The sequence below is a fragment of the Streptomyces sp. NPDC012827 genome (assembly GCF_042900905.1).
GTDB classification, from domain to species: Bacteria; Actinomycetota; Actinomycetes; order Streptomycetales; family Streptomycetaceae; genus Streptomyces; species Streptomyces gulbargensis.
Genome location: NZ_JBIBBY010000015.1, coordinates 76,732 through 102,538 on the forward strand (window position 1 = coordinate 76,732; position 25,807 = coordinate 102,538).

Genomic DNA, 25,807 nt, shown 5'->3' on the forward strand with positions numbered 1-25,807 from the left:
GGTGCGGGTCATTCGAGTTCGTCCAGGAGCGCGAACAGCTCCTCGTCGCTGGCGGTCTCGAGGTCCTGGTCGTCGACGGTGTCCTCGGGACGTCCGGGGTCTCCGGCGCCTTCGGCCGCCTTGAGCAGTTCCTTCAGCCGTGCGGTGATCAGGTCGCGGGCCTCCTGGTCCGGTGCGGCGGCGGCGATGGCCGCCTCAAGCCCGGCGAGCGGGGTGAGCACCGGATCGGCCGGCGACGCCTCCTCGACGGCGAGTTCGCCCAGGAGGTGGGCGGCGAGCGCCTGCGGCGACGGGTGGTCGAAGACGAGGGTGGTGGGCAGCCGCAGTCCGGTCGCCCGGCCCAGCTGGTTGCGCAGCTCGACGGCGGTCAGCGAGTCGAAGCCGAGCTCCTGGAAGGCCCGGTCGGCCTCGATGCGGCTCGGGTCGCCGTGTCCGAGGACACCGGCCACCTGGGCCCGTACGAGGTCGGTGAGGGCGCGCTCCCGCTCGGCGGCCCCGAGGGTGGCGAGCCGCTGGGCGAGCGAGGCCTCCTCGGTGGCGCCGGTGCTCGCCGCGGTGGTGGTGCGGCGCTTCGGCGGGCCGGCGAGGGCGCGCAGGACGGGCGGCAGTTCGTCGCCCCGGCTGCGCAGGACGGCCGTGTCGAGACGGGTGACGGCGAGGACCGCTTCGCCCGTGGCGGGGGCCGCGTCGAAGAGGGCCATCGCCTCGTCGGAGGCGAGGGGCCGCAGGCCGACCCGGGCCAGGCGGCGCAGGTCGGTCTCGTCGAGGCCGCCGGAGATGGTGCTGGCCTGCGCCCACAGGCCCCACGCGAGGGAGACGGCGGGCAGGCCGTTCGCCCGGCGGTGGGCGGCGAGGGCGTCGAGGAAGGTGTTGCCGGCCGCGTAGTTGGCCTGGCCGGCGGTGCCGATGAGGCCGGCCACCGACGAGTAGAGGACGAAGGCCGTGAGGTCCAGGTCCCGGGTCAGCTCGTGCAGGTGCCAGGCGGCGTCGACCTTGGGCCGCAGGACCTTCTCCAGCTGCTCGGCGGTGAGGCGGGCGGCGACACCGTCGTCGAGGACGCCGGCGGTGTGCACGACGGCGGTCAGCGGGTGCTCGGCGGGGATGCCGGCGAGGACCCCGGCCAGCGAGTCGCGGTCGGTGACGTCGCAGGCGACGGTCTCGGCGTGGGCGCCGAGCTCCTCGAGTTCGGCGCGCAGTTCGGCGGCACCGGGGGCGTCGGGTCCGCGGCGGCTGAGGAGCAGCAGCCTGCGGGCGCCGTGGACGGTGACCAGGTGCCGGGCGAGGATCGCGCCGAGGGCGCCGGTGGCGCCGGTGACGAGGACGGTGCCCTCGTCCCAGCGGGGCTCCGCCGGGTCGGCGGCGGGGCCGGTGCGGGTCAGGCGCGGGACGGTGAGGGTGCCGGCGCGGACGGCGACCTGGGGTTCGCCGGTGGCGACGGCGGCGGCGACCGGGCCGTCGCCGTCCCCGTCGGCGGGGTCCAGGTCGACGAGGACGATCCGGCCGGGGTTCTCCGTCTGCGCGGACCTGAGCAGGCCCCAGACTCCGGCGTGCGCCAGGTCGGTGACGTCCCCGCCGCCCGCGGCGACGGCGCCGCGGGTGGTGACGACGAGCCGGGTCTCGGCGAGCCGGTCGTCGGCCAGCCACTCCCGCACCGTGTCCAGGACGCGGGCGACGGCGGTACGGGCCCGCTCGGGCAGCGGGCCGTCGTCGGCGGCGTCCGTGGCGGGCAGGTGGAGGACGGCGGGGGCCGGGGTGCCCGCGTCGAGCGCCGCGGCGAGGGCCGCCACGTTCTCGTACGCGTCCGCCGTGGCCGTCGCCGTGCCGAGCAGCGCCCAGCCGGTGCGGTCCGCGCCGGCGGCCGGGGCGGGCAGCTCCGTCCAGCCGAGGCCGAACAGGCCGTCGCGGGCGGCCGTGCCGGCCTCCCGCAGCGCCTCCTCGGAGAGCGGGCGCAGCAGCAGCGACTCGGCGGCGGCGACGGGGGCGCCCGCGCCGTCGGCGACGGTGAGCGCGGCCCGCAGCGAGTCGTCGCCGGACCGGTCGAGGGAGAGCCGGACCCGCAGGACCGTCGCCCCGGTGGCGTACAGGCTCACGCCGGACCAGGAGAACGGCAGCCACGACGGCCCCTCGGCCTCGGCGACACCGGGGAGCAGCGGGTGCAGGGCGGCGTCGAGGAGGGCGGGGTGGAGGCCGAACCGGGGGGCGTCGGAGCGGTGTTCCTCGGCGAGGACGACCTCGGCGAAGAGTTCGTCCTGGCCCTTCCAGAGCCGGGTGAGGCCCTGGAAGGCGCCCTCGTAGCCGTATCCGGTGGCGGCGAGGCGGTCGTACACGCCGTCGAGGCCGACCTCGGTGGCGCCGGCCGGCGGCCAGGCGAGCAGCCCCTCGGGGGTGCCGGCGCCGGTGCCGAGCCGTCCCTCGGCGTGCAGGGTCCACGGCTGGTCCGTGCCGTCCTCGTCGGGGCGGGCGTACACGGCGAGCGTGCGGCCGCCGCTCTCGTCGGGTTCGCCGGCGACGAGCTGGATCTGGACGGCGCCGCGCTCGGGCAGGACGAGCGGCGCGGCGAGCGTCAGCTCCTCGACCCGGTCGCAGCCGACCTGCTCGGCGGCCCGGAAGGCCAGGTCGAGCAGTCCGGTGGCGGGCACGAGGACGGTGCCGCGGACGGCGTGGCCCTCCAGCCAGGGGTGGTTGCGGCGGGAGACGCGGCCGGTGAAGAGGTACGCGTCCCGGTCGGCGACCCGCACGGCCGCGCCGAGCAGCGGGTGGCCGACGGCGGAGAGGCCGAAGCCCTCGGCGTCGCCCGGGCTGGAGGAGCCCTCCAGCCAGTAGCGGCCGTGGTCGAAGGAGTAGGTGGGCAGCTCGACCCGGCGGGCGCCCGGGAAGAGGGTCTTCCAGTCGGGGCGGGCGCCGCGCAGCACCGCGCCGGTGACGGCGGCGGCGACGGTCTCCGCCTCGGGCCGGCCGGAGCGCAGCATCGGGGCGAGGAATCCGGCCTCGCGGGTGAGGCAGGCCTGCGCCATGGCGGTGAGGACGCCGTCGGGGCCCATCTCGACGTACTCGGTGACCCCGAGTTCCTCGAGCTGCCGGACGCCGTCGTGGAAGCGGACCGCCTCACGGATGTGGGTGGCCCAGTAGTCGGGCGAGGTGAGCTGTTCGGTGGTGGCGAGGACGCCGGTCACGTTGGAGACGACCGGGATGCGGGGGGCGTGGTAGGTCAGGCACTCGGCGACGTTCCGGAACTCGTCGAGCACCTCGTCCATGTGGGGCGAGTGGAAGGCGTGGCTGACGGGCAGCCGCTTGGTCTTGCGGCCGCGGGTGCGCCACACGGTGCTGATCTCCTCGACGAGGTGCTCGTCGCCGGAGATGACGGTGGCCTGCGGGCCGTTGAGGCCGGCGATGGCGACGGCGTGCAGGTCGTAGTCGTCGAGCAGGGACCGCACCTCCTCCTCGCCGGCCTGGAGGGCGGCCATCGCGCCGCCCTCGCGGGCGGCCTGCATCAGGCGGCCCCGCTCGGCGACGAGGGTGCAGGCGTCGGCGAGGTTCAGGACGCCGGCCAGGTGGGCGGCGGTGACCTCGCCGATGGAGTGGCCCAGGAGGTAGTCCGGGGTCAGGCCGTGGTGTTCGGCGAGCCGGAAGAGGGCGACCTCGACGGCGAAGAGGGCGGCCTGGGTGAAGGCGGTCTGGTCGATCAGCGCCGAGTCCGCCGAGCCGGCGGGGGCGAAGAGGACGTCCTTGAGGGGCCGGAACAGCTCCGTGTCGAGGTGCTTGCACACCTCGTCCAGGGCGCGGCGGAAGACGGGCGACGACTCGTACAGTTCGCGGCCCATGCCGAGCCGCTGGCTGCCCTGTCCGGTGAACAGGAAGGCCGTCTTGCCGCGGCGGCCGGTGGTCGCGCGCACCACGGACGGGTTCGACTCGCCGCGGGCGAGGGCTTCGAGGCCCGTCATGAGGCCGGCCCGGTCGGTGCCGAGGACGGCGGCGCGGTGCTCCAGGGTGGCGCGGGTGGTCGCCAGGGAGAGGCCGACGTCGCCGGGGGCGAGTGCGGGCCGCTCGGTGAGGTGGCGGTGGAGCCGGTCGGCCTGGCGGCGCAGGGCGTTCTCGTCCTTCGCGGTCAGGATCCAGGGCAGGACGCGGCCGTCGGTCGCGCTCGCCTTCCCGGTTCCCTCCGCGTCGGCGGCCGGGGCGGCCTGGGCGGTGGGGGCCGGGGTGTCCGGGGACTGCTCCAGGATGACGTGGGCGTTGGTGCCGCTGATGCCGAAGGACGACACCGCCGCGCGGGCGGGCCGGCCGGTGACCGGCCACTGCCGGGCCTCGGTGAGCAGCTCCACCGCACCCGCGTCCCAGTCGATGTGCGGCGAGGGGTTCTCGGCGTGCAGGGTCTTCGGCAGGGTGCCGTACCGCATGGCCTGGATCATCTTGATGACGCCGCCGACCCCGGCCGCGGCCTGCGCGTGCCCGATGTTCGACTTGAGGGAGCCCAGGTAGAGGGGCCGGTCCTCGGGGCGGTCCTGGCCGTAGGTGGCGAGCAGGGCCTGTGCCTCGATCGGGTCGCCGAGGCTGGTGCCGGTGCCGTGCGCCTCGACGGCGTCCACGTCGGACGGGGCGAGGCCGGCGCCCGCGAGGGCCTGCCGGATGACCCGCTCCTGCGCCGGACCGTTGGGGGCGGTCAGGCCGTTGGACGCGCCGTCCTGGTTGACGGCCGAGCCGCGCAGGACGGCGAGGACCTGGTGGCCGTTGCGGCGCGCGTCGGACAGCTTCTCGACGAGGAGCAGGCCCACGCCCTCGGCCCAGCCGGTGCCGGAGGCGTCGGCGGAGAAGGAGCGGCAGCGGCCGTCCTCCGCCAGGCCGCGCTGGCGGGAGAACTCCACGAAGGTGCTGGGACCGGACATCACGGTGACGCCGCCGGCCAGCGCGAGGTCGCACTCGCCCTGGCGCAGGGCGTTCGCGGCCAGGTGCAGGGCGACGAGCGAGGAGGAGCAGGCGGTGTCGACGGTGACGGCCGGGCCTTCGAGGCCGTACGTGTAGGAGAGGCGGCCGGAGACGACGCTGGAGAGGTTTCCGGCGAGCAGGAAGCCCTCGAACTCCTCGGGGCTCTTGGCGAGGCGCGAGGCGTAGTCGTCGTACATGGCGCCGGTGAAGACACCGGTGCTGGTGCCGCGCAGGGTGGCGGGGTCGATGCCGGCGCTCTCGAAGGTCTCCCAGGCGGTCTCCAGGAGGAGGCGCTGCTGGGGGTCGGTGGCGATGGCCTCGCGCGGTGACATCCCGAAGAACGCCGGGTCGAACTGGTCGGCGTCGTGGAGGAAGCCGCCGTGCCGGGTGTAGGACGTTCCGGTGTGCTCCGGGTCCGGGTCGTACAGGGTGTCCAGGTCCCAGCCCCGGTTGTCGGGGAACTCGGTGATGGCGTCGGTGCCGTTCAGGACGAGCCGCCACAGGTCCTCGGGGGAGGCGACGCCGCCGGGGAAGCGGCAGGCCATGCCGACGATGGCGATCGGCTCGTCGGCGGAGGCCGCGGCGCGGCGGGCCGGGGCGGCGCCGGCGGCCTGCTTGGTTCCGGCGGCCTGCTGGTGCAGGTAGGCGGCGAGGGCCGCGGGCGAGGGGTGGTCGAAGACGGCGGTGGCGGGCAGCCGCAGTCCGGTGGCGGCGTTGAGCCGGTTGCGCAGCTCCACTCCGGCCAGCGAGTCGAAGCCGATCTCCTTGAAGGCGCGCTCGGGGTCGATGCCCTCCGGGCTCGCGTGGCCGAGGACGCCGGCGACGATGCTCCGGACGAGGTCGGCGGCGGCGGCGCGGCTCTCCTCCTCGGGGAGGGAGGCGATGCGGCGGGCCCACTCGGTGCCGCCGCCGGCGGCGCCGGGCGTGGCGCCCTGGGCGGCCCGCGCGGTGGCGCGGGGCCGGATCAGGCCGCGCAGCAGGGCGGGCGGGGTGCCGTCCGCCGCCGCCTCGCGCAGCCGGGCCAGGTCGAACAGGGCCGGTACGACGAGGGCGTCGCCGCCGGTGAGCGCGGCGTCGAACAGGGCGAGGCCGGTCTCCGGGTCGAGCGGGTCGACACCGGCGCGCTTCCAGCGGGCCAGGTCGGCGTCGCCGAGCTGGGCGCCCATGCCGTGGCTGGAGTCCCACAGGCCCCAGGCGAGCGAGGTGGCGGCGAGGCCGCGGGCCCGGCGGTGGGCGGCGAGGGCGTCCAGGTAGGTGTTGGCGGCGGCGTAGTTGGCCTGGCCCGCCGTACCGGTGATGCCGGACACGGAGGAGAAGAGGACGAAGGCGGCGAGGCCCAGGTCCCGGGTGCGCTCGTGCAGGTGCCAGGCGGCGTCGACCTTGGGCCGCAGGACCTTCTCCAGCTGCTCGGGGGTGAGCGATTCGACGGTGGCGTCGTCGAGGACGCCCGCCGTGTGCACGACGGCGGTGAGCGGGTGGGCGGGGTCGACCGACTCCAGGAGGGCGGTGACGGCCTCGGGTTCGGCGGCGTCGGCGGCGACGGTGGTGACCCGGGCGCCCAGCTCGGCCAGCTCGTCGGCGAGCTCCTCGGCGCCGGGGGTGGCCGGTCCGCGGCGGCTGGTGAGGAGCAGGTGGCGCACGCCGTGCTCGGCGACGAGGTGGCGGGCGAGGAGCCCGCCGAGGCCGCCGGTGCCGCCGGTGATCAGGACGGTGCCCTGCGGGTCGAGGCGCGGCGCGTCGGAGGGGGCCGGGGCGCGGTCGCGGGTGAGCCGGGGGGCGTGCAGGCGGGTGCCGCGCAGCGCGAGTTGCGGTTCGCCGGCGGCTCCGGTGGCGAGCGCGGCGGGCAGCCGGTCCTCGGCCTCGGCGGTGCCGTCGGTGTCGAGGAGCAGGAGGCGGCCGGGGTGCTCGGTCTGGACGGCGCGGAGCAGGCCCCAGACGGGGGCGCCGGACAGGCCGTCGACCTCCTCGCCGGGGGCGGTGGCGACCGCGCGGGTGGTGACGAAGGCGAGGCGGGTGCCGTCGTGGCGCTCGTCGGCGAGCCAGCGCCGGGTCAGTTCCAGGGCGCGGGCGGCGGCGGCGTGGGCGGCGGCCGGGGTGTGGCCGTCCCCGGCGTCCTCCGCGCCGGCGCGGACGAGGAGGATGTCGGTGTCGAGGCCCTCGGGGTCGGGCAGTTCGTCGCCGGTGATCTCGGTGACGCGCGGCGCGGGGCCGCCCGCCGGGGTGAGCGTGGTCCAGGCGACGGTGAACAGTCCGTCGGTGGTGACGGCCGGGGCCAGCCGGTCCTTGGCGACGGGGCGGAGCACCAGCGAGTCGACGGTGGCCACGGGGGCGCCGGCGGCGTCGGCCAGGTGCAGGCTCACCGCGTCGGTGCCGGCCTGCTCGACCCGTACGCGCAGGGTGGTGGCGCCCACCGCGTGGGTGGTGACCCCGCTCCAGGCGAACGGCAGCCGGATCGTGCCCGGGTCGGCGCCCTCGGCGGCGTCCAGGACGACCGGGTGGAGCACGGCGTCGAGCAGGGCGGGGTGGACGCCGTAGCGGGCGGCGGCCTCGTGCTGGTCGTCGGGGAGGGTGACCTCGGCGTAGACCGGGCCGTCATCGACGCGCCACAGGCCGCGCAGCCCCTGGAAGACGGGCCCGTACTCGTAACCGAGGTCGGTGAGCCGCTCGTACGCGTCGTCCAGCGGCACCGGCCGGGCGTCGGCGGGCGGCCACTGGCGCAGCTCCTCGAAGACCGGGTCGCTCGCGTCCCGGGTGTCGGCCGGGGTCTCGGCGAGGGCGCCGGAGACGTGACGGGTCCAGGTGCCCTGCTCGTCGTCGTCGGTCTCCGGGCGGGAGTGCACGGTGAAGGTGCGGGCGCCGGAGGCGTCGGGCGCGGCGACGGCGACCTGGACGCGCACGGCCCGCTGCTCGGGCAGGACGAGCGGTGCCTCCAGGGTGAGTTCGGCCAGGTGCTCGGCGCCGGTGGCCCGGCCGGCCGCGGAGGCCAGCTCGATGAAGGCGGTGGCGGGCACGAGGACGGTGCCGTGGATGCGGTGGTCGGCGAGCCACGGGTGGCCGGCGAGCGAGAGGCGGCTGGTGAGGACCAGGCCCTCGCCGGCGGCGAGCTCGACGGAGGTGGCGAGCAGCGGGTGGCCCGCCGGGTCGAGGCCGAGGCTGCGGGCGTCGGTGCGGGCCTCCGGCTTCAGCCAGTAGTGGCGGCGCTGGAAGGCGTAGGTGGGCAGCTCGACGCGGGAGGCGCCGGGGAAGAACGACGCCAGGTCCAGCGGGGCGCCGAGGGTGTGGGCGCGGGCGAGCCCGGCGGTCAGCGTCTCGGACTGCGGGCGGCCGGCCCGCTGGAGCGCCACCGCCTGGGAGGTGTCGGCGCGGAAGGAGCCGCCGGCCATGGCGGTGAGGACGGCGTCGGGGCCGATCTCCACGAAGGTGGTGACGCCCTCGTCCTCCAGGGTGCGGGTGGCGTCGAGGAACCGTACGGCCTCGCGGATCTGCCGCACCCAGTAGTCGGGGGTGAGCAGGTCGTCGCCGCCGGCGGGCAGGCCGGTGACGGTGGAGACGACCTGGAGGCGCGGCGCGTGGTAGGTCAGGCCCTCGGCGACCTGCCGGAACTCGTCGAGGATCGTGTCCATGTGCGGCGAGTGGAAGGCGTGGCTGACCGTCAGGCGCCGGGTCTTGCGGCCGCGTTCGCGCCACAGCTCGGCGACCTCGTCGGCGGCGTCGGCGTCGCCGGAGATGACGACGGCCTCGGGGCCGTTGACGGCGGCGACGGCGAGCCGGCCGGTGTGGGCGGCGAGGGTCTCGGCGACCTCGGCCTCGGGGGCCTGGATCGCGACCATGGCACCGCCGGGGACGGCCGCCTGCATCAGCCGGCCGCGGGCGGCGACGAGGGCGGCGGCGTCCTCCAGGGAGAGGACCCCTGCGACGTGGGCGGCGGCGAGTTCGCCGATGGAGTGGCCGGCGACGGCGTCGGGGGTCAGCCCGTGGGCCTCGGCGAGCCGGTGGAGGGCGACCTCCAGGGCGAACAGGGCGGGCTGCGTGGCCCGGGTCTCGTGCAGCAGGGCCGCGGTGGACTCGTCGGCGGTGGTGTCGGCGAACATCACCTCGCGCAGCGGCCGGCCGAGGTCCAGGTGCGGGTCCAGCGCCGCGCACACCTCGTCCAGGGCGGCGGCGAACACCGGGTGGGCCGCGTACAGTTCGCGGCCCATGCCCGGGTACTGGGCGCCCTGGCCGGTGAACAGGAACGCGGTGCGCCCGGCGCGGGCGGCGGAGCCGGTCACCAGCTGGGGCGCGTCGGCGCCCCGGCGCAACGCGTCGAGCCCGGCGAGGAGCGCGTCCGGGCCGGTGCCGGTGACGACGGCCCGCTCGGCCCAGGTGGCCCGGGTGGTGGCCAGGGAGAAGCCGAGGTCGGCGAGGTCGCGTGCGGTGAGCTCCGCCGGGTCGCCCCGGCGCTCCAGGTGGGTGTGGAGCGCCTCGGCCTGGGCGGCCAGGGCGGTGCGGTCCGGGGCGGAGAGTGCCCAGAGGGCGGGCGTGGTGGGGTCGCCCTCCGGGCGGTCGGGGGTGGCGGTGCCGGCGGGGGCGGCCGTACGGGCCCGCTCGTCCGCCGCTTCGTCCTCGGCCTGCTCCACGATGACGTGGGCATTGGTGCCGCTGATGCCGAAGGAGGAGACGGCGGCGCGGCGGGCGCGCTCGGTGGCGGGCCACTCCCGGGCCTCGGTCAGCAGCTCGACGGCGCCGGCCGTCCAGTCGACGTGGGGGGTGGGCTCGGAGACGTGCAGGGTGCGCGGCAGGACGCCGTGGCGCATCGCCTGGACCATCTTGATGACGCCGCCGACACCGGCCGCGGCCTGCGCGTGCCCGATGTTCGACTTGAGCGAGCCGAGGTACACCGGGTCCCGGTCGCTTCGGTCGCTGCCGTAGGTGGCGAGGATGGCCTCGGCCTCGATGGGGTCGCCGAGGCGGGTGCCGGTGCCGTGGGCCTCGACGGCGTCGACGTCGGACGGGGCGAGGCGGGCGTCGGCGAGGGCCTGGCGGATGACCCGCTCCTGGGAGGGGCCGTTGGGGGCGGTCAGGCCGTTGGAGGCGCCGTCCTGGTTGACGGCGGTGCCGCGGATGACGGCGAGGACCTGGTGGCCGTTGCGGCGGGCGTCGGACAGCTTCTCGACGAGGAGGAGACCCACGCCCTCGGCCCAGGAGGTGCCGTCGGCGTCGGCGGAGAAGGACTTGCTGCGGCCGTTGGCGGCGAGGCCGCGCTGCCGGGAGAACTCCACGAACATGCCGGGCGCGGACATGACGGTCGCGCCGCCCGCGATGGCGAGGGTCGTCTCGCCCTGGCGCAGCGACCGTACGGCCATGTGCAGGGCGACCAGCGAGGAGGAGCAGGCGGTGTCGATGGTGAGGGCGGGGCCGACGAGACCGAGCTGGTAGGCGATGCGCCCGGACATGACGCTGCTGGTGGAGCCGGTGAGCAGGTGGCCCTCGACGCTCTGCGGGGCCTCGTGCAGGCGGGTGCCGTAGTCGAGGGCGGTGGCGCCGACGAAGACGCCGGTGCGGCTGCCCTTGAGGGTCTGCGGGTCGATGCCGGCGCGCTCGACGACCTCCCACGCGGTCTCCAGGAGGAGGCGCTGCTGCGGGTCCATGGCGAGGGCCTCGCGCGGCGAGATGCCGAAGAAGCCGGCGTCGAAGAGGGCCGCGTCGTGCAGGAAGCCGCCCTCGCGGACCGAGCTCTTGCCGGAGCGGTCGGGGTCCTGGTCGTACAGGTCCTCGTCCCAGCCGCGGTCGGTGGGGAAGCCGGAGATCGCGTCGGTGCCCTCGGCGACGATCCGCCACAGGTCCTCGGGGGAGGAGACGCCGCCGGGGTAGCGGCAGGCCATGGCGACGATGGCGATGGGCTCGTCGTCCTGGAGGGGGGTGGCGAGGTACGCGTCGTCGGCGGCGGCCGCACCGGTCAGTTCGGCCTCGATGTGGGCGGTGAGCGCCTCGGGGGTGGGGTGGTCGAAGAGGAGTCCGCTGGCGAGGCGCAGCCCGGTGGCGCTGGCGAGCCGGTCGCGCAGCTCGACGGACATGAGGGAGTCGAAGCCGAGGTCCTTGAAGGAGGCCCGGGCGTCGGCGCGGCGGCCCTGGGCGTAGCCGAGGACGGCGGCGATGTGCGTGGAGGTCAGGTCGGTGACGGCACGGGACCGCTCGGCCGGGGACATCGCGGCGAGCCGGGCGCCGAGTTCGCCGCGGGGCGTGGGGGCCTCGGCGGGCTCGCGCGGCGCGGCGGCCGGGAGCGCGGGGGTGGCGCGCTCGGTGGAGCGGGGTTCGAACCAGTAGTGCTGTCGCTGGAAGGCGTACGTGGGCAGGGGGACGCGGCGGGCGCCGGTGCCGGCGTAGAGGGCCTGCCAGTCGACGGGGACACCGCGCGTGAAGAGGGTGGCGACGGCGGTGAGGAGGGTCGTGACCTCGTCGCGGCCGCGCCGCAGGGCGGGGACGGCGCCTTCGGCGAGGGCGGAGAGGACGCCGTCGGGGCCGATCTCCAGGTGCGAGGTGACGCCCTCGTCGGTCAGCGTCCGGACGGCGTCGGCGAAGCGGACGGTGCCGCGGACCTGGTCGGCCCAGTACTGGGCGGTGCGCAGGTCGTCGCCGTCGGCGAGGCGGCCGGTGAGGGTGGAGACGACGGGGATGTGGGGGGTGCTGTAGGTGAGCTGCGAGGCGACGGCCTTGAACTCGTCCAGCATCGGGTCCATGAGGGGCGAGTGGAAGGCGTGGCTGACCGTCAGACGCCGGGTCTTGCGGCCCTGCTCCGCCAGCTTCCCGGCCACCTCCAGAACCGCCGCCTCCTCACCGGAGACGACCAGGGACTGGGGACCGTTGACCGCGGCGATCGCCACCCCGTCGGTGAGCAGCGGCGCGACCTCGGCCTCGGTGGCCTGGACGGCGACCATCGCGCCGCCCTTCGGCAGCGCCTGCATCAGACCGGCGCGGGCGACGACCAGCCGTACCGCGTCCTGAAGCGAGAACACACCCGCCACATGCGCGGCGGCGATCTCACCGATCGAATGCCCGGCCACGAAGTCCGGCCGCACACCCCACGACTCGACCAAACGGAACAACGCGACCTCGACCGCGAACAGCGCAGGCTGCGTCCACCCCGTCTCGTCCAGACCCTCACCCGAGGCGATCACCTCACGGACCGAACCGCCCAGACCCGCGTCCAGCAGACCAGCCACCTCGTCGAACGCAGCCGCGAACGCCGGAAACGACGCGTACAACTCCCGCGCCATCCCGGCGCGCTGAGCACCCTGACCGGTGAAGAGGAAAGCGGCCCGGCCGTCCCGTATGTTTCCGGTGACCACGCCGGCGCCGGGGGCGCCCTCGGCGAGGGAATCCAGACCGGCGAGGTAGGCGTCCTTGCCGTCCGCGAGGACGACCGCGCGCTCGTCGAAGGTGGTGCGGGTGGTGAGCAGCGACCAGCCGATGTCGGCGGGCGTGGCCTCGCCGGTCGCGGCGAAGGCGCTCAGCCTGCGGGCCTGGGCGCGCAGCGCGTCGGCGTCCCGGCCCGAGAGGATCCAGGGCAGGACGGGCCGGGCGTCCTCGGCGGCCGGCTCGGAGGCGTCGCCGGAGGCGCCCCCGGCGGCGGGGTCGGTGGCCGGGGCCTCGCTGAGGACGACGTGGGCGTTGGTGCCGCCCATGCCGAAGGAGGAGACGCCCGCGACGAGGGGGCGGTCGGGGTGCGGCCAGGCGGTCAGCTCGCGCGGCACGGCGAGGCCGAGGCCGTCGAGGTCGATCGCCGGGTTGGGGGTCTCGAAGTTGAGGCTGGCGGGGATCTCGCGGTGGGTGAGGCTCAGCAGCGCCTTGAGCAGGCCGACCATGCCGGCGGCACCTTCCAGGTGCCCGACGTTGGTCTTGGCCGAGCCGACGAGCAGCGGGTCGCCGGGCGCGCGGTGGGCGCTGAAGACGTCCCCGAGGGCGGCGGCCTCGATGGGGTCGCCGACGGGCGTACCGGTCCCGTGCAGCTCGACGTACTGAACATCGGAGGGGCTGATTCCGGCCTTTTCGTAGGCCTCGCGGAGCACCTGGCGCTGGGCCTCGCGGCTGGGGACGGTCAGGCCGGGCGTCGCGCCGTCGTTGTTGACGGCGGAGGCGCGGATGACGCCGTAGACGCGGTCGCCGTCCGCGACGGCCCGGTCCAGGGGCTTCAGGATGACGGCGCCGCCGCCCTCACCGCGTACGAAGCCGTTGGCGCGGGCGTCGAAGGTGTAGGCGGTGCCGTCCGGGGAGAGACCGCCGAAGCGCTCCTCGGTCACCGCGCTCTCACCGAGGATGTTGAGGTTGATGCCGGCGGCGATGGCGGTGGTGGACTCGCCCGAGCGCAGGGACTCGCAGGCCAGGTGGACGGCGACCAGGGAGGAGGACTGGGCGGCGTCGACGGTGAGGCTGGGGCCGCGCAGTCCCAGGTAGTAGGAGACGCGGTTGGCGATGACACCGCGGTTGAGGCCGGTCATCGAGTGCTGGGTGATGACCTGCTCGCCGTACTGGCCGGCCAGGCTCGTGTAGTCGTCGCGCAGGGTGCCGACGAAGACGGCGGTGCGCGAGTCGCGGAGGGAGGCCGGCAGGACGCCGGCGTCCTCCAGCGCCTCCCAGGCCAGCTCCAGGACCATGCGCTGCTGCGGGTCCATGGCGGCGGCCTCGCGGGGCGAGATGCCGAAGAACGAGGCGTCGAACTCGCCGATGCCGTCGAGGAATCCGCCCCGGCGGACACCCGGGGTGTCCTCGGGGGCGGCGGTGTCCCAGCGTCCGGGTGGCGCGTCGGTGATCGCGTCCTTGCCGGTGCGCAGCAGTTGCCAGAAGTCCGCCGGGCCGAGGGCCATGGGGAGCCGGCACGACAGACCGATGACGGCGATGGCTCCGTCCTGGCCTCGCGACGCCCGGCTCTCCACAGAATTGCGATTAGTCGTCATGGCGCTCGGCTGCCCTTTCCTCACTGATTTCGAAGCGGCCTGAGTATCCCGGATATGGAACCCCGCATTGTTGACCTTAAGACCGGTTGCCCTGGTTCCTCTCAACACCGGGTCATGCACGGGTAACCGCAGGTTTCGGTCACGAGATGGCCGGTCCGTTACTTGTCGGTGGGCGGCCGGTGAGGTGCAACCCGTTATGTTCGGGCCAGATCTGCGTGAAACTCCTCGAATTCCCGGGTGCCATGCCGGAAGAAAGCAGGAATGGTCTCGCCATGAGCAATCTCACCAGCGATGTCGAAAAGCACACCGCTCTGTACGAAGCGGCCTTCAACTCGGGTGACGTCGACGCCGTGAACGCGATGTACACCGACGAGGCCGTCGCGGTCTGGGAACCGGGCGTGCCGCTCACCGGCCAGGCCCGCAAGGACGCCGTCAAGGAGTTCCTGGCCCGGAAGCCGAAGATGAGCGCCCGGCCGCGCCAGTCCTTCGTGACCGGTGACACGGCGCTGCTGATCGTGGACTGGTCGATCGCGACCGTCAACGACGCGGGCGAGCCGGAGCTGCTCACCGGCGTCGGCGTCGACGTGCTGCGCAAGGGCGCGGACGGCAACTGGCGCTACGCGATCGACGACCCGTACGGCGAGCAGCAGCAGTAAGCGCCCCCCACCGGCCTCCGGCACGGAAGCCTGACCCGACCAAGAAAGTGGTGTTCGCAGACCATGAGCATTCCTGGGATCACGGTCGACTTCGACGTCGACAACCCGGACCTGACCGGCGACTCGGAGACTCAGAACGAGATCTTCATCCAGCTGTTCAATTCCGGTGACGGCGCCCTCTTCGACCTTCTCTACCGCGACGACGCGATCTCGAACTTCTCGGGTTCGCCGCTGACCGGCAAGGAGCGCACGGAGTTCTTCAAGGAATTCCTCGCGCCGAAGCCGTTCCTGGTGGCCGAGATCACCCACGCGTACGTCGCCGGCGACGTCGCCCTGATCGGCGTGAAGTTCAGCGTCGACGGCACGGACGCGGACGGCAAGCCCACCCGCATCGAGGGCAACTGCACCGATGTGCTCCGCCGTGGTGAGGACGGCCGCTGGCTCATGGCCATCGACCGTCCCGTCGCGGGAACCCTGCTGCCCCAGTAGGGTCCCCCCTTCTCCTGGCCTGCCCGGTCCATCCCCCCGTCCGGGCAGGCCAGGGAACCTCCGGGCCGGAGGGTGAACCTTTCAAGACGGCTACGATCGGGCCGATAGCAAACCGCAAGCGCGGTTCATTACGCTGGACGTTCTTGAGGGGCCGTCAGCCGCGCCCCCAGGCATCCACGGAGTGCACATGGCTAAGCAGGAACGCGCTGTTCGCACACGCGAGGCGCTCCTCCGGTCCGCTGCGGAGATCTTCGACACGGATGGATTCGTGTCGGCCTCCCTCTCCGCCATCTGCAGCAAGGCCGGGGTGAGCAGTGGCGCCCTGCATTTCCACTTCGCCAGCAAGGGCGCGCTGGCCGAGGCGATCGAGCGGGCGGCGGAAGCACGCCTGCGCCTGATCACCGGCCCCGATCTGGACCCCGACGACGACCTGGACGCCGCCGACGGCACGTACGCCGGCGACGACCTGGACGCCGCCGGGCGTACGACGACGGCGGGCGGCGCGAGGCCGGGAGCCGGTACGGAACCGGCGGGCCGCGCCCGCGCGGCCGGCGGACCGGTGCCCGGCGGCCGGCCGGTGTCACCCGTCCCGGTGAGGACGGCCGGCGGACCGGTGACCGGCACACCGGTGCCCGCCGTACCGCTGACGACCGGTGACCGGCCGGTGCCCGCCGCCGGTGCGGGACCGGAGCGTGCGGACCGTACCGGCGGGACCGACCGCCCCGATCCGGTGCGGCTGGTCGTCGCGACCTCCCACCGGCTGTTCGACCAGCTCAACACCGATGTCGTCCTGCGTGCCGGTTTCACGCTCGGCTGCGAACCCTCGTGGCAGAGCCGGGCCGACCTGCACGGCCAGTGGCGGGACTGGATCGCGTCCGCGCTGCGGCTCGCCGCCCGCCGGGGCGCGCTCGCCGACGGCACCGACCCGGAGGACGCCGTCACCGTCGTCGCCGCGTCGACCGTCGGCTTCGAGGCCCTCGGCCGCAAGGATCCCGCCTGGCTCTCGCAGGAACGGCTGAGCCAGTTCTGGCAGTTCATGCTCCCCCGTCTGGTGCCGCCGGGTACCGGCCCGCAGAAAGGGACGTAGTGGATAGCACGTGGTTCAGGCGCTTCGGCACGGCCGCCCCCGAAGGCAGCATGCGGTTGGTGTGCTTCCCGCACGCCGGCGGCGCGGCCAGCGCGTTCGTCCCCCTCTCCCGGGCGCTCGGTGACCGGCTCGACGTGCTGGCCGTCCAGTACCCGGGCCGCCAGGACCGGCGCCGCGAGCAGCCCTTCACCAGCGTCACCGCCCACGCCGACGCCCTCGCCGAGGCCCTGAAGCCGCTCACCGGCGAGCCGTACGCCCTGTTCGGGCACAGCATGGGCGCGGTCCTCGCCTACGAGACCACCCGCCGGCTCACCGCGGCCGGGCGGCCCGGCCCGAACCGGCTGTTCCTCTCCGGGCGCGGCGCGCCCTCCCCGCACCCCAGCGTGCACGACCGGCTCGCCGGCGACGCCGAGATCGTCGCCGCGGTGCGCGGCCTCGGCGGCACGGGGAACGCGGTGTTCGACGATCCCGAGCTGCTCGAGATGGTGCTGCCGGCGCTCCGCGCGGACTACGGCGCCCTCGGCTCGTACCACTGGAACGGCGGCGCGCCCCTGGCCTCCCCCGTCACCGTCGTCGTCGGCGACGCCGACCCGGTGGTCACCGTGCAGGAGGCGGCCGGCTGGCGGGACCACACCACCGGCGACTTCGCCCTGGAGATCCTCCCGGGCGGGCACTTCTACCTGGACGAGCGCACCACCGACGTCGCCGGCATCATCACCACGGGCCTGCTCGCCGCGGGCCCGGCGGCGTGAGTCCGCCCTCGCCTGACGGCCCTTCCCCAGGCTCCGGCAGCCTGCTGGCCGTCAGCGACCTCCACGTCCGATACCCCGAGAACCGCGCGGTCGTCGAGGCCCTGCGGCCCGCCTCCGACGAGGACTGGCTCCTCGTCGCCGGGGACGTCGCCGAGCACATGGCGGACGTGGAATGGGCCCTGTCGACGCTGGCCCGCCGCTTCCGGAAGGTCGTGTGGGCGCCCGGCAACCACGAGCTGTGGACCCCGCCCGACGACCCGGTCCAGGAGCGCGGGGCCGCCCGCTACGAGGCCCTCGTCCGGCTCTGCCGCGAGCTGGGCGTGACCACCCCCGAGGATCCGTACCCCGTGTGGCGCGGCCCCGGCGGGCCGGCGGTCGTCGTGCCCCTCTTCCTCCTGTACGACCACACCTTCCGCCGCCCGGGCGTGCGCACCGCCGAGGAGGCGCTGCGCCGCGCGGACGAGGCGGGCGTCGTCGCCACCGACGTGTTCCTGCTGCACCCCGACCCGTACCCCACCGTCGCCGACTGGTGCCGGGCCCGGCTGCTGCGCACCGCCGAGCGCCTCGACGCGCTCCCGGCGGACCTGCCGACCGTGCTCGTCAACCACTTCCCGCTGGTACGGGAGCCCACCGAGGTGCTGCGGTACCCGGACTTCGCCCTGTGGTGCGGCACCGAGGCGACCGACGACTGGCCGGTCCGCTACCGCGCGGCCGCCGTCGTGTACGGCCACCTCCACATCCCGCGGCTGATACGGAAGCAGGGCGTGCCGCACCACGAGGTGTCGCTCGGCTACCCGCGCGAGTGGCGCCGGCGCCCCGGCACCCCCGGCCGCCCCGTACGCATCCTGCCGGCCGGCGGCCCGCCCCCGGGACGCCCCGCCGCCACCGCCGCGCCGGCCGCCGGGGGGCCACGGTGATCGCCTCACTGCTGCCCGCCCCCGCCGTGACGGCCGAACGGTTCCACGACGGGCCCGAACCGCTCGGTCTCTTCCCCGAGGAGGAGCGGGTGGTCGCCGGCGCGGTCGCCGCCCGGCGCCGGGAGTTCGCCTCGGTACGGGCCTGCGCCCGGGAGGCGCTGGGCACCCTCGGCCTGCCGCCGGTGCCGCTGCTGCCCGGCACGAAGGGCGCGCCCCGCTGGCCGGACGGCGTGGTCGGCAGCATGACCCACTGTCAGGGCTACCGGGCCGCGGCCGTGGCCCTGCGCGAGGACTTCGCGTCGATCGGCTGCGACGCCGAACCGAACGCGCCGCTCCCCTCCCCCGGCCTGCTGGAGGCCGTCTCCCTCCCCCGCGAGCGCGCCGTGCTGCGCGAACTGGCCGCCCGGCGGCCCGCCGTCGCCTGGGACCGGCTGCTGTTCAGCGCCAAGGAGAGCGTCTACAAGACCTGGTTCCCCCTCACCGGGCGGCCTCTGGACTTCGACGAGGCCGTGATCACCCCCGATCCGTCGGCTGGCACGTTCCGCGCCGAACTCCTGGTCCCCGGACCGGTGGTGAACGGCGTCCGGATCACCGCCTTCGACGGACGGTGGCGCGTGGGGAACGGGCTGGTGGTGACCGCCATCGCCCTGCGTCCCCCCGAGGGCACGGGATCCGGCCGGGTGCCGGGACCGCGTACCGACGCCGCCCGACCCGACGACTGGAGGACATGATGCGCGACCACCTGTACCGGCCCGACGCCGACCGGGCGTTCCCGGAGGCCCTGCTCCACGTGCTGCGTGAGGTCCACACCCTGCCCGAGGCGCTCCTCCACACCCTGCTGCACCCGCCCCTGCAGCTGGCCGGCTGCGACGAGGAGCGGCCCGGCGAGACCCACATCGTCCGCGGCATCGACTGAGCACCGCCCAGGAGCCCGCGGCACGGCGGACGCCCCCACCGCCGCCGGGGTACGGGCCGGGGACCACACCGGCCCGTACCCGCCCGCCGGGAGCGCGCGTACCCGCACGCCCCCGCCGGGAAGCACGCCGCCCGGGACCCCCACAGGCCCGGGACCGGCGCCACGGCCGGGCTCCCCGTCCGGCGGATCGGGCCGGACGGGGGGCCTGGCAGCCCGGTGCGGACGGGCGACCACCGACACGTCCGCACCGGGAGTCTCAGCCTGCGGACGCGTCGGTCCACATCCGGCTGGACAGATCCGTCCCGCGCAGCACCTGGACCCGCCAGGGGTCGATGCGCAGCACGTGGTACTCGGGATCGGTGGGGCCCCCGCGCCAGAAGTTGCGCGGGTCGTAGCCGACCCCCGCCGGGCTCCCCCTGCGGTAGAGGTCCCAGGCGTACTCCCGCTCCTCGGGCGTCGAGGCCCAGGTGGAGACCGAGTCGACGAAGACGGCGTTCTGCCGGGGATTCCAGTACGAGTACGTCGTGTGCGGGTTGTGCGCCAGGTGAGCCGTCTTGACCGGTGTCCTGTGCGCGGCGAGCCAGCCGACCGGCCGGCCGTCGACGACCTCCCAGACCGGCAGCAGCACCCGGGCCCGGGGGCGCGACTTCCGGTCGACGGTGATCATCGTGCAGTAGACGATGTCCTTGACGTACTCGAAGAATTCCCCCTCGATCTCCGAGAACTTCTCCACCTTCACGACCATGGCGATTCCTTCGGACGAGCGGGTGTTGTTTCCGGGTGCGGGGCGGGGGAGCCTGCACACCTCCAGCATGCAACAGCCCGGCTCATGACGGAACCACGCACTTTTAGGTCAGTGAGTTATCGCCGCGATACCGTCGCGCGCGCCCGAACGCGCTTACCAGACCGGGGCGAACGGCTTCAAGGGGACTTCAAGAACGTCGTGTCATACTTCCAGGCGAATCCTCCGACCAGTTCGGCACGGGCCACTGATGCTCCAAGAATTTCCACTCCGATTCGGGTCGGAGCCATTGATTGAGGGAATATCTGTTTCCGGAGAGCGGGGGGCTATGCAGTTCGGATTGCTGGGGCCTTTGGAAGTGACGGCCGACGGCGAGCCGGTCGCGCTGGGGGGGACCAAGCAGCGGGCGACTCTCGGGTACCTGCTGCTGCGCACCAACCGGGTCGTGGCCGCCAGCGAGCTGGTCCAGGCGCTGTGGGACTCCGACGACGCCCCCGTCACGGCCCGGAAGATCCTGCACAACGCGGTGTGGGGCCTGCGCTCGATGCTGGCCTCCCTCCCCGAACCGCCGACCGGCAGTCCGCCCGCCCTGGTGACCCGAACTCCCGGCTACGTGCTGCGCGTCGAGCCGGACCACGTCGACCTCTCCGTCTTCCAGCGGCGGGTCTCCGAGGGGCGGGCGGCACTGGCCGCGGACGCCCCGGAGACGGCGGCGCGCCTGCTGCGCGAGGGTCTGGAGCTGTGGCGCGGCCCGGTCCTGGCCGATCTGGCCGAGTCGGGTTTCAGCTGGCCGGAGATCGAAGCGACCCGCCGCACCCGCCTGGACGCCCTCGAGGACTTCTTCGACGCCGAACTGGCGTGCGGTCGCCACCATTCGGTGATCGGTGACCTCACCACGCTCGTCGACACCGAGCCGCTGCGCGAGCGGGCCTGCGGACAGCTGATGATCGCCCTCTACCGCTGCGGCCGCCAGGCGGACGCCCTGAACGTCTACGACCGGGCCCGTTCGGCCCTGGTGGAGAACCTCGGCCTGGAGCCGGGCCGCGGGCTGCGGATGCTCCAGCGGTCGATACTGACCCACGACGCCGCCCTGAGCCAGGAGGTGGGGTGGCCGGTGATCCGCCGCTCCTCCGTCACCCTGGCCCCGCCGGCGCCCGAGGCACCCCGGCCGCCGGCCGACCACACCGGCCGCCCGCTCGGCGCGGCCCGCCCGCCCGCCGCGCCGACCGGCGGCGCGAACGGCACGGGCGGGACGACGGTGACCCAGCGCATCGCGGTCAGCGCGGTCCTGATGAACGTCTGCCACGACGACCTGGACGAGGCGCACCCCGGCGAGATCGGCACCACCGTCGGCAGCGCCGAGGACGTCGTCGGGCAGGTCGTCGAACGCTTCGGCGGTACGGTCATGGCTTCCATCGGCTCCGTCTCGCTGGCCCTCTTCGGGGCGCACGGACCGCGCCACGACGACCCGGAGCGCGCGGTACGGGCGGCGCTGACCCTCCGTAACCGCTTCACCTCCGACCAGGGCCCTTCGCTGCGGGCGGTGGTGACGACCGGTCAGGCGCTGGTGCGGCTGCGGCCGGGCGCGGAGGGTGTGGCGCCCCTGTCGGCGGTGGGGTCGGTGCTGGACGACGGCCGGACGCTGCTGGCCCGGGTGCCGGACGGCGAGGTGTGGATGAGCGGCGCCACCCGGCGCGCGACGGGCACCTCGGTGGTCTCGCGGCCGGCCGGGGACGTGCCCGACACCTGGCAGGCGGTCGATCTGGTCCGGCAGGAGGCCGGTCCCGGCGCCGACCGGGCGTACGAGCTCGGCGTGCTCAACGGCCTGCTGGACTGGGCCAGGAACCGTTCCGTACCGCACCTGGTGACGGTGCTCGGCGCGCCCGGCGTCGGCAAGACCCATCTGCTGCGGGAGTTCGGGCAGAGCATCGCCCGGCAGCCGGAGACGGCCGCCCGCATCCTCGTCGCCCGCGAGCCGACCGGCCCGGACGGGACGCCGACGATGCCGGGGCAGATCCTCGCCGAGTACTGCGGCCTGCTGCCCGGCGACCCGGCCCGCGTCGTACGGGAGAAGCTGACCTCGGCGCTCTGGCGGCTGCCGGTCACCGAGGAGTGCCGCACACGGCTGCGCCGGACGCTGCTGCCCCTGCTGCCCGGGACGGTCGCGCCGCCGCCGGACCGGATGCCGGAGATCCTGGCCACCTGGAGCGAGTTCCTGACCTTCGCCTCGGCGCTGGAGCCGCTCGTCGTGGTCCTCGACGACGTGCACCGCTCCGACGACGCGCTCCTGGACCGGCTGGAACAGCTGGCCGACGGGGCGGGGACGGCGCCGCTGATCGTGGTGGCCACGGCCCGGCCGGAACTGCTGGAACGGCGCCCCGGCTGGGGCGGCGGCCGGCGCAGGGTGTCCACGCTGACGCTGCTGCCGCCCGCGAGCCCGCCACCGGCCCCGGTGGCGGCGGTGACACGCGAGGAGGCACTGGCGAGCCCGGTCGGCGTATGAGCCCGACCGGGCTGTCGCGCACCGGGCCCCGTGCCCGGCGGGGCCGGCCCGGAGGGGCGCCGCCGGGCACGGCCGGGGCGCGCGGCCCGTCCCGTGGGGGTACGCGGGGCCCGGCGCGCGGATCCGCGGCCCGCTGAACACGCCGAGCGGGCCGCCCGTGGGGGAGGACGGCCCGCTCGGCGGGTCCATGGGGCCGGTGCGGAACCGGCCCGCGGGTGCGGTCAGGCCGCCTCGGCCGCGGTACCGGTGAGCCCGGCGCCGTCGTGCGTACGGAAGAGGCCGCAGACCGCGCGCAGGCCCTGCTCGAGCCGGCCGATCTCGGCGTCGGTCAGGTACAGCGACGGCTCGAAGCGCAGGGTGTTCACGGCGCTCGCGGTCGGGAAGGTACGGATGCGGTGCTCCCGCATCAGGTAGCCGGCGACCGTGTAGCCGAGCAGCGGGGCGCTCTCGCGGATGGCCTCGGAGCCGGATCCGGACTGGTCGTGGAACTCCAGGCCCAGCATGAGACCCCGCCCGCGCACGTCCTTCACCACGTCGGGGAAGTCGGCGCGCACCCCGGCCAGCATGTCCATCAGCTTCGCCCCGCGCTCGCGCACGGCCCGGTACGCGGCGCCGTCGTCCGCCTCCAGCATCTCCAGGACCTTCTGCGAGATGAGGCAGGAGAAGGCGTCCTTGGCGAAGGTCGAGCTGTGCACCAGCTCGAATTCGGAACGGTAGCGGGACTGCCGGGTGAGCATGACGGAAGTCTTCGCGATTCCGCCGCCCAGGCTCTTGGCCAGCGCGTAGTAGTCGCCGCGCAGTCCGAGCGCGGAACTCGCCAGGAAGTCGCCGCTGCGGCCCATTCCGCTCTGGACCTCGTCCACGATGATCGGGCAGTCGACCTCGGCACAGGCCCGCTGGATCTCCTGCGCGAATTCCTCCGACAGGACGCGGATTCCGCCCTCGCCCTGAATGGGCTCCAGGACGAACGCGCAGAACACCGGGGAGTTCCGCTCGGTCACCGACACCGTGCCGTCCTCGACGACCAGGTCGAAGACGGTCGCCCGCTCGTTCTCGAGGACCGCCTTGAGCGCCGGCGCGTTGCCCGCGGGGACGAACCGCGAGGGCGTGGCGAGCGCGGCGAACGGGGTCCGGTAGCCCTCGTTGTGGGTGAGCTGCACGCTGCCGACCAGCTTGCCGTGGAAGCCGCCCTCCAGGGTGAGGAGGACCGGCGGGCGGCCGGTCTGCTCGGCGTTGTGCCGCTCGATCCCGGCCACCAGCGCCTCGAAGCCGTCCGCGCCCTCGCGCTCCTCGACCCCGACCAGGCGGTACGCCTCCGGGGCCACCCGCGCCCCGCCGGCCACGGCGTCCCGTGCGGCGGCCAGGTTCTCCGCCAGCTCCTCCCGCAGCGCGGCGAGGCGCAGCCCGCGGTCGAGCTCGGCGTGCTTGACGGCCGCCTCGACCGCCTCGGCGCCGGTGTTGGCGAAGATGGCCGAATAGTTCTCCTCCGTGCCCAGCTCGCGCCGGAGGATCCGGTTGAGCGCGACGGCGACGTCGTTCGCGTACGGGTGGCGCGAGAACTGCGCGTGCACCGGGGTCTGCGACCCGATCAGCTGCTGCGCGTGGGCGACGATCTCGGGGTGGTTGTGCCCCAGGATCAGCGACCCGTAGCCGCCCGCGAAATCGAGAACGGGAATCTCCTCGCCGTTCTCCCCGAGGTAATAGAGCGTATTTCCCTCGGCCCGTACGTACTCGACATCGAGACCGAGTGACGCCAGCCATCCGAGCAGATACGGTTCCGCAAGCTGCGGATCAGCAGAGACGGTATTCATGCCACCCCTCACCCAATAGTGACCTGATCGGTCAGTGACCTGACCGAAAACGCCCAGATCGTAGCCAGCGGCCGCTCATCCCCCATGAACGCCCGCTCACGAAACGGTAATCCTCCGCTCCCGCGCGCCCGGCTGAGCGTCCAGTTACTCGGCGATGCCCGACCCGCGGGACGCCCCCCGTACATTTCTTCCCATGGATTACATGAAAGGCGCGGCATGAATTCCGTATCCACTGGCGTCGCCATTTCCCGGGAGCCGGCGGCCCACCCCGCCCCCCTGCGCGAGGTCATGTCCCTGTTCGCGACCGGCGTCACCGTCCTGTCCGTCGGCGGGGAGCACATCCACGGCATGACGGCGAACGCCTTCACGTCGGTCTCCCTCGACCCGCCGTCCGTGCTGTGCTGTGTCGCGCACAGCGCCGTGATGCACAAGGCGATCACCTCCGCCGGGCACTTCGGTGTCTCGATCATGGAGGCCGGCCAGGAGGGCCTGGCCCGGTTCTTCGCCGACAAGCAGCGGCCGCTCGGGCCCAGCCAGTTCACCGGCGTCGACTGGACCCCCGGCCCGCAGACCGGCGCCCCCCTGCTGAACGGTTCGCTCGCCTGGCTGGAGTGCGAGCTGTCGGCCGCCTACGACGTGGGCGACCACGCGGTCTTCATCGGTGACGTGGTCGGCGCGAGCCGCAGCGACGGCGAGGACGGGCTGTTGTTCTTCAGCGGCGCGTTCCAGCGCGCGGACTCGCCCTCCCGATGACCGCCGACACGGCCGTCGGCGGCTGGGAGGCCGTCATCGGCCCCGGCTTCGCGGAGGCCCTGCAGGAAGGACTCGCGCGTGTGGCGCAGAAGGCGTCCCCGGCGCAGCCCGTCGCACGGCAGCTCATGCCCCGGACGCCGGAGGACTCTCCGGCGGATCCGGGGCCGGGCCCCGAGTACGTGGACGCGGTGCTGCGCCGGTTCGAGTCGGCGCTTCCGGCGACGCTGAACGCGGCGGTCCGCTTCGACAGCGCGGTCCGCAGGGCGCTCCTCGGCCGGGCCCGCGCCGTCCTCGCCGCCGCCTTCGGTCCCCGGTCCGTCCCCGCGGACGACACCGTGCCGGACGCTCCGCCCGTCCAGCCGGCCCCCCACCACACCGCGGCGGCGTCGGTCCTGCTGTTGGAGTGCGCCGTGCTCCAGATGATGGAGAGCGGCCGCCTCGACGAGGGAACTGTGCGGGCCCTCGGCGAGGCGGTCCGGCAGGCCGACGAGAGCGACGCCCCGGCGGACCCGTCCGTGTGCTGCTGGCGCGAACAGCGCCGGATCTCCCGGGAGCTGCACGACGACGTCGCCGACGGCGTCACCACCGCACGCCTCGCCCTGGAGGAGTGCGACGAACTTCCCCAGCCGGTCGCCGCCGACCGCATCGCCGCCGCCCGGCTCGCCCTGCGGGCCACGGACGCGCGTCTGCGGGCCCTGGTCGGCGGGGTGCGGGAGCGGTCCGTCGTCCCCCCGCTGGAGACGGCGCTGCGCCAGTTCGCGGCCGAGGCCGCTCCCGAGGGCGTCCGGGTGACCGTCCGGATGACCGGCGACGAGGGCATGCTGCCGGACATCCGCCGCCGCGACCTGTACCTGACGGTCCGCGAGGCGCTGCGCAACAGTTTCACCCACTCGGGGGCCACGCGCGTGAAGGTCTCCATCCGGTCCACCCGCTGGTGGGCGTACGCGAGCGTGGAGGACGACGGTCACGGCTTCGACGTCGAGCGGGTGCTGCGGCCGGGCCACCCCCACCACGGGTTCCGCTCGATGGCGGAGCGGATGGAGGACGCCGGCGGTCGCCTGACCGTCAGCAGTTCCCCCGTCGACGGGACGCACGTGGAGGCCCATCTGCCGCTGCGGCCCCACCGGCACGGGACGCGCGGGGGATCGTCCGCCGGATTCCCCCACGCGTGAGGTCCCCCGGCACGCTACGAATCATGTCGTGATCCAGGTTTGAGGGTTTGAGGAGCCGTCGTGCGCAAGGTGCTCATCGCCAACCGTGGCGAAATCGCTGTCCGTGTCGCCCGGGCGTGCCGGGATGCCGGTATCGGCAGCGTGGCCGTGTAT

At 74.6% G+C, this 25,807-nt stretch carries 14 protein-coding genes; 11 read left to right on the forward strand and 3 right to left on the reverse strand.

Annotated elements, in window-relative coordinates; translation table 11 throughout:
- Positions 1-8: 8 nt before the first annotated feature.
- A complete protein-coding gene (locus tag ACFY60_RS28590) occupies positions 9-13,856 on the reverse strand; it encodes a type I polyketide synthase (RefSeq protein WP_388616901.1) in 13,848 nt (4,615 codons plus the stop codon).
- 272 nt (positions 13,857-14,128) lie between these two features.
- Between ACFY60_RS28590 and ACFY60_RS28595 the strand changes: the two genes are divergently transcribed.
- The 7 genes from ACFY60_RS28595 to ACFY60_RS28625 all read left to right on the forward strand — a co-directional run bounded on the left by ACFY60_RS28595 (position 14,129) and on the right by ACFY60_RS28625 (position 18,673).
- Positions 14,129-14,512 (forward strand): YybH family protein, encoded by a 384-nt coding sequence (locus ACFY60_RS28595; protein ID WP_388616903.1) that lies wholly within the window; start codon positions 14,129-14,131, stop codon positions 14,510-14,512.
- Positions 14,513-14,575: 63 nt separating this feature from the next.
- The gene (locus ACFY60_RS28600; RefSeq protein ID WP_352061819.1) at positions 14,576-15,001 is read left to right on the forward strand and encodes a nuclear transport factor 2 family protein; all 426 of its coding nucleotides are present in this window, start codon (positions 14,576-14,578) and stop codon (positions 14,999-15,001) included.
- Positions 15,002-15,188: 187 nt separating this feature from the next.
- A complete protein-coding gene (locus ACFY60_RS28605) occupies positions 15,189-16,088 on the forward strand; it encodes a TetR family transcriptional regulator (RefSeq protein ID WP_388616905.1) in 900 nt (299 codons plus the stop codon).
- A 50-nt stretch (positions 16,089-16,138) separates the two neighbouring features.
- The gene (locus ACFY60_RS28610) at positions 16,139-16,840 is read left to right on the forward strand and encodes a thioesterase II family protein (RefSeq protein WP_388616924.1); all 702 of its coding nucleotides are present in this window, start codon (positions 16,139-16,141) and stop codon (positions 16,838-16,840) included.
- Positions 16,837-17,757 carry a metallophosphoesterase family protein gene (locus ACFY60_RS28615; RefSeq protein ID WP_388616907.1) on the forward strand — a complete coding sequence of 307 codons (921 nt, stop codon included), beginning with the start codon at positions 16,837-16,839 and terminating at the stop codon, positions 17,755-17,757. The genes ACFY60_RS28610 and ACFY60_RS28615 overlap by 4 nt, the downstream gene beginning before the upstream one ends.
- The gene (locus ACFY60_RS28620) at positions 17,754-18,488 is read left to right on the forward strand and encodes a 4'-phosphopantetheinyl transferase (protein ID WP_388616910.1); all 735 of its coding nucleotides are present in this window, start codon (positions 17,754-17,756) and stop codon (positions 18,486-18,488) included. Before ACFY60_RS28615 ends, ACFY60_RS28620 begins: the two co-directional genes overlap by 4 nt.
- Positions 18,488-18,673, forward strand: a complete 186-nt coding sequence (locus ACFY60_RS28625; RefSeq protein ID WP_309031459.1) for a hypothetical protein — start codon at positions 18,488-18,490, stop codon at positions 18,671-18,673. The genes ACFY60_RS28620 and ACFY60_RS28625 overlap by 1 nt, the downstream gene beginning before the upstream one ends.
- A gap of 256 nt (positions 18,674-18,929) precedes the next feature.
- Here ACFY60_RS28625 and ACFY60_RS28630 read toward each other — a convergent pair whose 3' ends face one another.
- On the reverse strand, positions 18,930-19,418 hold the full coding sequence (locus ACFY60_RS28630) for a pyridoxamine 5'-phosphate oxidase family protein (RefSeq protein ID WP_388616913.1): 489 nt from the start codon (positions 19,416-19,418) through the stop codon (positions 18,930-18,932).
- 325 nt (positions 19,419-19,743) lie between these two features.
- Between ACFY60_RS28630 and ACFY60_RS28635 the strand changes: the two genes are divergently transcribed.
- Positions 19,744-21,918, forward strand: a complete 2,175-nt coding sequence (locus tag ACFY60_RS28635) for a BTAD domain-containing putative transcriptional regulator (protein ID WP_388616916.1) — start codon at positions 19,744-19,746, stop codon at positions 21,916-21,918.
- A 221-nt stretch (positions 21,919-22,139) separates the two neighbouring features.
- Here the strand turns inward: ACFY60_RS28635 and ACFY60_RS28640 are convergent, their stop codons facing one another.
- Complete coding sequence (locus ACFY60_RS28640) at positions 22,140-23,729, reverse strand: aspartate aminotransferase family protein (RefSeq protein ID WP_387793367.1); 1,590 nt, start codon at positions 23,727-23,729, stop codon at positions 22,140-22,142.
- Positions 23,730-23,945: 216 nt separating this feature from the next.
- Here ACFY60_RS28640 and ACFY60_RS28645 point away from each other — a divergent pair, with 216 nt between their 5' ends.
- The 3 genes from ACFY60_RS28645 to ACFY60_RS28655 form a co-directional block, all read left to right on the forward strand.
- On the forward strand, positions 23,946-24,482 hold the full coding sequence (locus ACFY60_RS28645; protein ID WP_387793365.1) for a flavin reductase family protein: 537 nt from the start codon (positions 23,946-23,948) through the stop codon (positions 24,480-24,482).
- Positions 24,479-25,654, forward strand: a complete 1,176-nt coding sequence (locus ACFY60_RS28650) for a sensor histidine kinase (protein WP_387793363.1) — start codon at positions 24,479-24,481, stop codon at positions 25,652-25,654. Before ACFY60_RS28645 ends, ACFY60_RS28650 begins: the two co-directional genes overlap by 4 nt.
- A gap of 60 nt (positions 25,655-25,714) precedes the next feature.
- On the forward strand, positions 25,715-25,807 hold a 93-nt coding region (locus ACFY60_RS28655; protein WP_351219746.1), incomplete at its 3' end, for a biotin carboxylase N-terminal domain-containing protein.

Excerpts from the sequence above, each read along its gene's own strand:
- ACFY60_RS28590 (WP_388616901.1), bottom strand. The coding sequence starts at position 13,856 with ATGACGACTAATCGCAATTCTGTGGAGAGCCGGGCGTCGCGAGGCCAG.
- ACFY60_RS28625 (WP_309031459.1), top strand. The coding sequence starts at position 18,488 with ATGCGCGACCACCTGTACCGGCCCGACGCCGACCGGGCGTTCCCGGAG.
- ACFY60_RS28630 (WP_388616913.1), bottom strand. The coding sequence starts at position 19,418 with ATGGTCGTGAAGGTGGAGAAGTTCTCGGAGATCGAGGGGGAATTCTTC.
- ACFY60_RS28650 (WP_387793363.1), top strand. The coding sequence starts at position 24,479 with ATGACCGCCGACACGGCCGTCGGCGGCTGGGAGGCCGTCATCGGCCCC.
- ACFY60_RS28605 (WP_388616905.1), top strand. The coding sequence starts at position 15,189 with ATGGCTAAGCAGGAACGCGCTGTTCGCACACGCGAGGCGCTCCTCCGG.
- ACFY60_RS28640 (WP_387793367.1), bottom strand. The coding sequence starts at position 23,729 with ATGAATACCGTCTCTGCTGATCCGCAGCTTGCGGAACCGTATCTGCTC.
- ACFY60_RS28595 (WP_388616903.1), top strand. The coding sequence starts at position 14,129 with ATGAGCAATCTCACCAGCGATGTCGAAAAGCACACCGCTCTGTACGAA.
- ACFY60_RS28645 (WP_387793365.1), top strand. The coding sequence starts at position 23,946 with ATGAATTCCGTATCCACTGGCGTCGCCATTTCCCGGGAGCCGGCGGCC.
- ACFY60_RS28600 (WP_352061819.1), top strand. The coding sequence starts at position 14,576 with ATGAGCATTCCTGGGATCACGGTCGACTTCGACGTCGACAACCCGGAC.
- ACFY60_RS28635 (WP_388616916.1), top strand. The coding sequence starts at position 19,744 with ATGCAGTTCGGATTGCTGGGGCCTTTGGAAGTGACGGCCGACGGCGAG.
- ACFY60_RS28610 (WP_388616924.1), top strand. The coding sequence starts at position 16,139 with ATGCGGTTGGTGTGCTTCCCGCACGCCGGCGGCGCGGCCAGCGCGTTC.